General features: G+C 53.0%; 7 protein-coding genes. 2 read left to right on the top strand and 5 right to left on the bottom strand.

Annotated elements, in window-relative coordinates; genetic code table 11:
* Positions 1–212: 212 nt before the first annotated feature.
* Positions 213–1,511, top strand: coding sequence for an MFS transporter (locus FDW98_RS00035; RefSeq protein ID WP_115257745.1), 1,299 nt, complete (start codon positions 213–215; stop codon positions 1,509–1,511).
* Here FDW98_RS00035 and FDW98_RS00030 read toward each other — a convergent pair.
* The 5 genes from FDW98_RS00030 to trxC form a co-directional block, all read right to left on the bottom strand.
* On the bottom strand, positions 1,508–1,843 hold the full coding sequence (locus tag FDW98_RS00030) for a YfiM family lipoprotein (RefSeq protein WP_217438869.1): 336 nt from the start codon (positions 1,841–1,843) through the stop codon (positions 1,508–1,510). The two genes, FDW98_RS00035 and FDW98_RS00030, sit on opposite strands and share 4 nt — an antisense overlap.
* 31 nt (positions 1,844–1,874) lie before the next feature.
* Positions 1,875–3,230, bottom strand: a complete 1,356-nt coding sequence (gene pssA / locus FDW98_RS00025) for a CDP-diacylglycerol--serine O-phosphatidyltransferase (RefSeq protein ID WP_096756112.1) — start codon at positions 3,228–3,230, stop codon at positions 1,875–1,877.
* A 114-nt stretch (positions 3,231–3,344) separates the two neighbouring features.
* Entirely contained in the window at positions 3,345–6,005 is a 2,661-nt protein-coding gene (gene pat, locus FDW98_RS00020; RefSeq protein ID WP_096756113.1) for a protein lysine acetyltransferase, read from the bottom strand.
* Between the two features lie 36 nt (positions 6,006–6,041).
* A complete protein-coding gene (tapT, locus tag FDW98_RS00015; RefSeq protein ID WP_096756114.1) occupies positions 6,042–6,740 on the bottom strand; it encodes a tRNA-uridine aminocarboxypropyltransferase in 699 nt (232 codons plus the stop codon).
* A gap of 69 nt (positions 6,741–6,809) precedes the next feature.
* Complete coding sequence (trxC, locus tag FDW98_RS00010) at positions 6,810–7,229, bottom strand: thioredoxin TrxC (protein WP_045446319.1); 420 nt, start codon at positions 7,227–7,229, stop codon at positions 6,810–6,812.
* A gap of 208 nt (positions 7,230–7,437) precedes the next feature.
* Between trxC and FDW98_RS00005 the strand changes: the two genes are divergently transcribed.
* On the top strand, positions 7,438–8,517 hold the full coding sequence (locus FDW98_RS00005) for a tRNA/rRNA methyltransferase (RefSeq protein ID WP_096756115.1): 1,080 nt from the start codon (positions 7,438–7,440) through the stop codon (positions 8,515–8,517).
* The last annotated feature ends 50 nt before the right edge of the window (positions 8,518–8,567 follow it).

The following is an 8,567-nucleotide window of genomic DNA, read 5'->3' as shown; positions in this document are numbered from 1 at the left end:
TGAAAGCGGGTGGATAGCCGCGTCAGCGCTTTATCCGTCCTGCAAAAATCCGTCCTGCCCTCCTCGTAAAAATCCGAAACCTTTCCCTGCTAATTAAAAATGTGATATATATCCCATAATAAAAAATAACAATTATATAACATTTCATTCACTAAAAATGCACTAGACATCATTGATAAATTCACAAGATCCTTGGCAGGGGTACAATTCTAATGGCTGATAGCAGTGTAACTGAGAATCGGGTGCTGACGGACAGCGACACCCGTCGTCGTATATGGGCAATCGTAGGGGCATCATCAGGGAATCTGGTCGAATGGTTTGACTTCTACATCTACTCTTTCTGTTCCCTCTATTTTGCCCATATCTTTTTTCCTTCAGGAAACACCACCACACAACTGTTACAGACTGCTGGGGTTTTCGCCGCAGGGTTTCTGATGAGGCCTATTGGCGGATGGATTTTTGGCCGGATAGCCGATAAGCACGGACGTAAAAAGTCCATGTTATTGTCAGTATGCATGATGTGTATGGGATCGCTGGTGATCGCCTGTCTGCCGGGGTATGAAACCATTGGCACTTGGGCACCTGCGCTGCTGCTGCTCGCCAGATTATTTCAGGGGCTGTCTGTTGGCGGAGAATATGGCACCAGTGCGACCTACATGAGTGAAGTCGCCGTGGAAGGTAAGAAAGGGTTTTATGCCTCATTCCAATACGTGACCTTGATTGGTGGGCAACTTCTGGCATTGCTGGTTGTGGTGATATTACAGCAAACGTTAGAAGACTCAGCGCTCAGAGCATGGGGCTGGCGTATTCCCTTTGCGCTGGGAGCCGTACTGGCGATTGTCGCGCTTTGGTTACGTCGTCAGTTAGATGAAACCTCAAAACAGGATGTGCGTGCGCTGAAAGAAGCAGGCTCCCTGAAAGGGCTATGGCGTAACCGCAAGGCCTTCGTGATGGTGCTTGGATTTACTGCTGCGGGTTCGTTGTGTTTCTATACATTCACCACCTACATGCAGAAGTACCTGGTGAATACGGCAGGTATGCATGCCAACGTGGCCAGCGGTATAATGACGGCGGCACTGTGCGTGTTTATGCTGGTACAGCCGCTGTTCGGCGCGTTGTCAGATAAAATTGGCCGCCGTACCTCGATGCTGTGTTTTGGCGCATTAGCCACGTTGTTTACCGTTCCTATCCTGACGGCGTTGCAGAATGTGACCTCCCCGTATATGGCATTTGGTCTGGTCATGTGTGCCTTGTTGATCGTCAGTTTCTACACTTCAATCAGTGGCATTCTGAAGGCCGAAATGTTTCCGGCGCAGGTTCGCGCGTTGGGGGTAGGATTGTCTTATGCAGTGGCGAATGCCTTGTTTGGTGGATCGGCCGAATATGTTGCGCTGTCGCTGAAGTCCGTTGGCATGGAAACCACATTTTTCTGGTACGTCACCGCTCTGGCCGTGGTTGCATTCTTTGTCTCATTACTGCTGCACCGCAAAGGTAAAGGCCTGCGCCTCTAATGGTGGGCCATTTGCCAGACGGCATAGCCGGTGGATGCGCCGGCGACATCCCAGGCAAAATCTTTCCAACTCCAGCCGCTTCCTGTGGGGCGGCTGTCCCAAAGTTCTTTTGATGCGCCAAGGCTAATGGAGAACATGAAACCGATGGCAGCGCTGCGATCGGCGCTGTTTCCCTGATGCTGAGCGTACTCGTTACCGGCGGCGGCCAGCATGGCTGAGGCAATAAAGTGTTGTGCTTTGTCTTGCCCACTCCAGTTGTCGTTCGCCATATGGCTACAACCAGAAAGTGTCAGGATACTGGCGAGAATAAACAGGCGCACCGTCGTCTCCATAGGAAAAACCCCGTCAGCGACGGGGTTCAGGTTACAGAATACGGCTGATTAATCTGTCGATTCGGATACGGCGGAGTCGACGGATGAGCTTACGCACTTTAACCGGATAGTCGGCAATACTCTGCAGGTCGCGATAGTGCTTAACAACGGTAGTATGTGTGCGGATGAGCTCCAGCTCTTTCTCACGCTGAAGAGTCAGTTCCTGCTTAGGATCGTGGATCAGAATGGCATTTTCCAGATCCAGGCGCCAGGCGCGAGGGTTAAGGTTGTTGCCGGTGAGCAGCATCCATTTATCATCCACCCACATGCCTTTCAGATGATAAGTATTGTCATCATCTTTCCATAAGCGTACGACCAGTTGATCGGTATTAACGTAATACTGCAGTCGGCTCAGGAAGCGGCGAAGGTTTATTTCATACAGATAGGGCAGCGCGCCGATAATCTTAAACGGCTCATCTTCCGGGATGAAAAAGTCGTTAGCGGTCTTATCGCCCACGATAATTTCAACCTTTTTCCCTTCACGCAGAAGCTGGATAATATTGCGCACCAGTATGGCTGGCAGGTTGAAATAAGGGGTACAGATTGTGAGTTTCTGCTCTGCGCAGGGCATCAGATGGAAAATGGTCTTATTCAGCAGACTGGATTTTCCGAGCCCAACCAGAGGCGTCACCGACAGCTGTTCATTATCCGCATTACCCTGGAAATGGAATGACGCATCACGTAATTCCTGACGATACAGGCGGATGTCGTTTTTAATTTCCGGGCTTTTAGGGCGATTGATATCATCAAGACGATTCACGCCGCGACCATTCATCAGGTTCTGCGTGACCCAGTCGAACATGATGTCAGCCATTTGCGCATTGCGAATCAACTGGTAGCGATCGTAGCGATATTTATCATGCTGATGTAGGTAAACGTCGTTCAGGCTGGCACCGCTATACAGAACGCTATCATCGATGATAAAGCCTTTGAAATGGAGGACGCCAAGCGCTTCACGGGTGTTAATCGGTACGCCGTAGACCGGAATATCGATCCCTGGATTTTCTTGCGCCATGCGGCAGTACCAGTCAGCGTTGGTATTAGACGCTACTGCGCCAATGCGTCCGCGCTGGGCACGATGCCAGTCGACAAGCACCCGGATATCAAGCTCAGGACGCTGCCGCTTAGCCGCATAAAGCGCGTCGAGGATGCCTTTGCCACCGTCGTCCTGTTCCAGATACAGGGCGATGATGCAAATACGTCGCGTCGCGCTGGCTATTTTCTCCAGCAGAGTCTCCCTGAAATTAGCGGGAGCATAAAAGAAATCTACATCATCAACTGATTGAGAAATCTTCGGTAGTTGGGCAAGGTGTTGTTGATGTTTATTACGCTTAAATTTTGACAACATCACAGTGCATTTCTTCTCTGTTCATTGAAGGGTCCTCTGTGCTATGCAGACGACATAAGCGAGCAATGATAACACCAGTACCCGTTAAAGTGGTCAACATTTCCAGTACCTTACTCACGATTCCTCATATTGGGCCAGATTAAGCGTTAGCCCAACAATTCCCTCTTCGAGCTGGACGTCTACAGCAAACCCGAGTTTTCGGGCCAGGGCGACCATCCCCCGATTGTTCGGCATCGTAATACCATTCAGACGTCTCAGTCCGTGATCTCGGGTGTAGGTAATTAATTTTTCCATCAATCGCCGCCCGAGCCCCAGCCCTTTGAGATCCGATCGTACCAGTACGGCAAATTCGGCATCGACGTTATCGGGATCGGAAATTGCGCGCGTCACGCCGAGGATCTCTTCAGTGTTATCACGGCAACGTACCGCCACAAAGGCCATTTCCCGATCGTAGTCGATCTGCGTCATATTGGCTAAATCTTCATGGGTAAATTCATTGATCTCACTGAAATAGCGGTAATACAGATCTTCCTTCGTCACTTGTGAAATGAACTGCTGCAGATGGGGTTCATCCTCCGGCAGAATAGGGCGGAACAGGCAGCGTTCACCGTTTTTCATTTCGACCCACTCTTCAAGCTGATGAGGATAGGGACGCACGGCCAGTCTGCTTTCGTTGTCGCCCGTGAAGGGGGCAATATCCAGCGTAACATCGAGGGCGGTGAATTCACCGGCGGATGCCAGTAATGGGTGGATATCCAGACGTTGAATTTCCGGGCAATCGACGATCAAATTGGACACCTGAACCAAAAGTTGGCTTAAACCGGCGACGTCTAAAGGGCGTAGCGCACTGCGGGCGCGGATCTTTTTGTTTTTGATCCCCTGGATAACCAGATATCGTGCGAGGTTCATGTTCAGCGGCGGCAATGCCACCACGGCTTGCTCTTCCGGTCGCCACTCTACGCCACCTTCTCCCAACATAATGAGTGGCCCAAATACCGGATCGTGTTCGACGACCACGCGCAGTTCCTGAGCCCCCGCGCGGTTAGCCATACTCTGGACAAGCAAACCGTGGATACGCGCCTGCGGCCAGGCCATTTTCACCCGATCAAAAATCGCATTGGCTGCCTGCTGAACTTCGGTTGCCGTTCGCAGGTAGAGCATAACCCCTTGAACTTCCGATTTATGCGGGATATCGGGAGAACGTAGTTTGAGCGCTACCGGATAACCAATTTGCTCGGCGATGTGTACGGCTTCTGCGCTGTCGCTGGCAATCCAGGTGGGCAGCGTGTGCAAGCCATAAGCGTGTAAAATAGGCTGAACTTCATGCGTATCCAGCGATGTTGCCCCGTCAGTAATCGCCTGTTGTAACAGATTATGTGCCTCGGCGGTGTTGGCTGTCAGGCTGTCAGGGAGCACTGGTGTTTCACGCAGCTGCTTCTGGTTACGCCGGTATTCAACCATATGCATAAACGCGGTGATGGTGCCTTCCGGTGTACGATAGGTGGGTAATCCCGCTTCACTAAACAACCTGCGGGCTTCCTGGGATGAAAACTCCCCGCACCAGTTAGTGAGTAAGGAGACAAACTTGCCGCGCGGATGTTGTTTCACCGCCTCAATCAGCGCCTGCGCGCTTTCGGTGCCAGGTGCGGCTGCGCTAGGCGAGTGGATGACCATCAGGGCGTCGAAATCCTGGCTGGCGAGTAAAATATTCAGCGTTTTAACGTAATGCTCACTGCTGGCATCGTCGCGCAAATCCAGTGGGTTGGCGATATCAACGTGGGTTGGTAACGCATCGCGTAGTTTCTGGCAGGTCTCTTCGCTTAGCGTGGCCAGTTTGCCGTTTCGTGACCACAGCTCATCTAAAGCCAGCGCAGCAGGGGCGGCACCATTGCTGATGATCATCAGCCTGTCGCCACGTAAAGGGCGCATGTGGCTGAGGGTTTCCACCGCTGAGAAAAGCTCGTGTGTGTCCTGCACGCGCAGCAGACCGGCACGCTGAATGGCGGCGTCCCAGGCAGGGTCCATCCCTGAGCTGGTATGCAGCAAGCGCTGAGCCGCCGGGCTGCGACCGCTTTTAATCACCAAAATGGGTTTGTTACGCGATGCGCTACGTGCCGCCGAGACAAAACGGCGGGCATCGCTCAAATGTTCGAGGTAGAGCAAAATCGCACTGGTTTTACTGTCGCGGGCCAGGTAATCAAGCAGCTCATCAACGTCAATATCCAGACTGTCACCCAGGGCAATAAACCAGGAAAACCCCATGTCGCGCTGCTGCGCCCAGTCCAGAATGGTGTTGGAAATCGCCGCCGACTGGGAAATAAATGCCAGCTTACCGCGTTTAATCGGTACCGGTGAAAAACTGGCGTTAAGCCCTTGCCAGGGGGCGAGAAGCCCCAGACTGTTGGGGCCGAGCAGACGTATTTTATAGCGTGATGCGCAGGCCAGCAGTTCAGCGTGCTGCGCCGTGGGCGCTGACAAAATAATACAGGTTTTGCAGCCTTTCTCGCCTAGCGCCTCCAGCAGCGTCAGGTTGCGGCTGGCATTGGTACACAGCACGGCGAGATCGGGAGAAAAAGGCAGGCTGGCGATAGTGGGCCAGGCCAGCACGCCCAACACCGCTTTCCAGGCCGGCGTCACCGGTAAAACCGGTCCATTGAAGCCGCCGGCCAGTAAGTTACGCATCATCAGGTAACCCGCACGATTGGGCTTCATTGACGCCCCAATCACCGCAATGGATTTTGGTCGCAGTAGCGCTTCCAGACCACGTTGACTCATATCGGCTTCCTTAATGACACCAGTGACCGAATGATTTTAAACGTTTTCTGTCGAGTCTGCTGTGACGCTTCCCTGATGTTGGGTTTTTCCTGCCAGGTAGCGAGTTTTAAAAAGCGTGAAGTGCTCACTTAATCCTTCGGCTGCCTGCGTGTCTCCAGCCAGATCCAGTAAGGCAATCGCCACTTCGGCGGTGCAATACTGCCCCTCGGCATGGGCTTCGCGCAGACGGTAAGCGGAAAGACGTGATAAATCGACGGAGATAACCGGCAGGTTATCGAGGTACGGACTTTTACGGAACATTTTGCGTGCTTCTGGCCAGGTGCCATCAAGCATAATGAACAACGGTGTTTTACCCGTAGGTGGCGTGAAAATGACCTCACGGCCCTCGTCGGCATAAGATGCCGGGAAGACCACCATCGGTTGATAATCCGGATTGTTCACCAGTTCAAGCAGCGCTGACGGCGGCTCGGTGCGAGACCACTGAAACGCGGCGGTATCCGGCAGAATATCAGCAATCAAACGCCCGGTGTTGCTGGGTTTCATCGGTTCGGTGTCAAACATTACCAGGCAAAAACGACTCTTCGCCTGGGCAGGTCTCAGCGTTTCGCACAGGCACAGTTTCAGCGGCAGTAAGCAGCGCTGGCAGCGGCGAATACGGTTACCTCGGGCAAGAAAAGGGCGCGTGGCGCGCGCAAGGCGCTCGGCACGTAACTGGAGAACGGCGTTATTGGTCATCGGGAAGCACGTTGAAAAATGCTATTGTCGCAGAGGACAAAACGGGGCACAAGATGTGCCCCGTAGAGATTATAATGATTCGTTAAGCCAGCTATCAAACGGGGCTTTAGGCACTGCGCCATTGAGCATATCGACGACTTCACCTTTCTTGAATATCATAATGGTCGGAATGCTGCGGATGCCGAAACGTGCGCTGAGTTCGCGTTCAGCTTCGGTATTCACTTTAACAAAACGCACTTTACCGCTACGCTCTTCAGCGACATCTTCAAAAATGGGGGCGAAGTTACGGCATGGGCCACACCATGGCGCCCAGAAATCGACCACCACCGGAAGATCGTCTTTTAACAGCTTATCCAGCGTAGCACCGGTCGCATTGATCACCTCACCGTCAAACAGGTCGTGACCACAGCGTCCGCATTTGGCCGTATCCTGAACACGATCTTCGGGGATGCGGTTGATAGCCTGGCAGCTGGTACAAACGGTATTCATAACTAACCTCTGGATGAGTAGGGTGGACTTCGCGGCAATCACGCCGATATGTTTCTGTTATGTTACATATTATCGGGGAGACTGTTTTAAACAGCAATGCGTTTTATTCAATGAGTACAATAGTCATAAGCTTTTAAATGAAATAATGGCTAACGACGTGCACATCGGGTAATCTGCGCGCTTCGCGCAGAGCAGGTGGAGAAAAGAAATGAGCGACGAACTGAAGAACAAAAACGGCAAGGTCAAAGTGATGTACGTCCGCAGTGACGATGACTCGGACAAGCGCACCCAAAATCCACGTACCGGTAAAGGCGGCGGTCGCCCAGGTACTTCCCGAGCCGAAGGCGGTCGTCGCCCTGCCCGTGATGACAGAAAGGGTCCGAACAGTGAACGTGGCCGCGATCGTGGACGTGACCGCGATGTTGAACGCGACCGTAAACGTGAAGACTCACCGTGGCGTACCGTATCCCGCGCGCCGAGCGATGACGTAGCGGAAAAAGCCGATCACGGTGGGATCAGCGGCAAGAGCTTTATCGATCCTGAAGTATTACGTCGTCAGCGTGCGGAAGAAACCCGCGTTTACGGTGAGAATGCCTGTCAGGCGCTGTTCCAGAGCCGTCCGGACGCCATTGTCCGCGCCTGGTTTGTCCAGAGCGTGACACCACGATTTAAAGAAGCATTACGCTGGATGGCGGCAAACCGCAAAGCCTACCACGTGGTTGACGAAGCCGAACTGGCGAAAGCTTCCGGTACTGAACACCATGGTGGCGTGTGTTTCCTGATTAAAAAACGTAACGGTACAACCGTTAAGCAGTGGGTTGGCCAGGCGGGGGCGCAGGATTGCGTACTGGCGCTGGAAGATATCGCCAACCCGCATAACTTGGGCGGCATGATGCGCAGTTGCGCTCACTTCGGTGTGAAAGGCGTGGTCGTACAGGATGCCGCGCTGCTGGAATCCGGTGCAGCTATCCGTACCGCGGAAGGCGGTGCCGAGCACGTGCAACCGATCACTGGCGACAGTATTGTGGATGTGCTGGATGATTTCCGCAAAGCAGGCTACACGGTCGTGATGACCTCCAGCGACAAAGGTAAGCCGTTGTTCAACACCACGCTGCCAGAAAAAATGGTGCTGGTGTTAGGCCGCGAGCGTGATGCGCTGCCGGAAGCGGCATGTTCTGCAGACGATCTGTGCGTCGCCATCGACGGTACGGGCAATGTAGAAACGCTCAATGTCTCCGTCGCGACGGGCGTCCTGCTCGCGGAGTGGTGGCGTCAGAACAAAGCCTGATAGTAAAAATGCCAGCGAATCGCTGTAATGCTGATCAGTTAAGGATCGGT

The organism is Citrobacter sp. wls711 (assembly GCF_005281055.1).
GTDB lineage: Bacteria > Pseudomonadota > Gammaproteobacteria > Enterobacterales > Enterobacteriaceae > Citrobacter > Citrobacter gillenii.
The sequence above is the reverse complement of the archived record's forward strand: the minus strand, read 5'-3'. Positions and strand labels throughout refer to the sequence as shown.